The organism is Pseudoalteromonas sp. TAB23, assembly GCF_000498075.1.
Classification (GTDB): Bacteria; Pseudomonadota; Gammaproteobacteria; order Enterobacterales; family Alteromonadaceae; genus Pseudoalteromonas; species Pseudoalteromonas arctica.
Genome location: NZ_AUTP01000197.1, coordinates 1 through 1,176, shown reverse-complemented (window position 1 = coordinate 1,176; position 1,176 = coordinate 1). Strand labels below are relative to the sequence as shown.

General features: G+C 41.2%; 1 protein-coding gene. It reads left to right on the top strand.

Going from position 1 to position 1,176, the window contains the following annotated elements:
- Positions 1 to 77: 77 nt before the first annotated feature.
- A protein-coding gene (locus L654_RS0110070; protein ID WP_139016098.1) for an IS3 family transposase occupies positions 78 to 1,176 on the top strand; the annotation gives its coding sequence in 2 pieces (ribosomal slippage) (positions 78 to 336 and positions 336 to 1,176; 1,100 coding nt annotated over the 2 pieces). This gene is flagged as partial in the annotation.

The following is a 1,176-nucleotide window of genomic DNA, read 5'->3' as shown; positions in this document are numbered from 1 at the left end:
TGTAGTGGCATAGTTAATTTGGCCACCCATTAAGAAAGAAATGTTATGCTAATAAGCATACAAATTTGGGTGAAAAAATGACGAAATTAAAACGCGCAACGTATTCTGCGGCAATCAAATTAGAAACAGCTCAGCTTGTAGTTGACCAAAGTTATACTCAAGAAGAAGCAGCCAAAGCGATGGGGGTGGGTAAATCAACCGTCAGTAAGTGGGTTACTCAATTAAAGCAAGAGCGGAGTGGCCAGACACCATCTGCTTCACCAATGACGCCCGAACAAATTGAAATCCGCGAACTTAAAAAGCAAATCCAACGCATTGAATTAGAAAAGGATATATTAAAAAAGGCTACCGCTCTCTTGATGTCCGACTCCCTGAACAATTCTCGTTAATTGAGAAACTAAATCAACGAGAGCGTTACCCAATTAGCGTGCTGTGTAACGTATTCAATGTGCATCGTAGCAGCTATAAATATTGGGCTATAAGGGATACAACGCCGACACTAGAACAAATAAGGCTAGAGGCTGAAGTTAGAGCAATACATGCAATGAGCGGCGGCTCAGCTGGGGCGCGGACAATCGCGGCAATAGCAACGAACAATGATTTTGAATTGAGTCGTTATCGTGCTGCTAAGCTAATGGTTAAATTAAAGCTTGAAAGCTGCCAAGTACCTCAACATTCATATAAACGCGGCGGTAATGAGCACCTTGAAATTCCAAATCTGCTTGATAGACAATTTGATGTTGTTGAGCCAGATACCGTGTGGTGCGGTGATGTGACGTATATTTGGGTAGGTAATCGCTGGGCTTATTTAGCCGTTATTATTGATTTATTTGCACGTAAAGTAGTTGGCTGGGCCATGTCGTTGTCGCCAGATACTAATTTAACGCTAAAAGCGCTTGAACTCGCGTATGAAAGCAGAGGAAAACCGACAGGACTGATGTTTCATTCAGACCAGGGTAGTCACTATACCAGTTTAAAATATCGTCAACGTTTATGGCGCTATAAAATCAAACAAAGTATGAGTAGGCGTGGAAACTGTTGGGATAATGCACCAATGGAGCGATTTTTTAGAAGCTTTAAAACGGAATGGATGCCAAAGGTTGGATATGGAAATTTTATAGATGCTAAATATAGCGTTAGTGATTATATCAACGGATATTACAACAACGTTAGGCC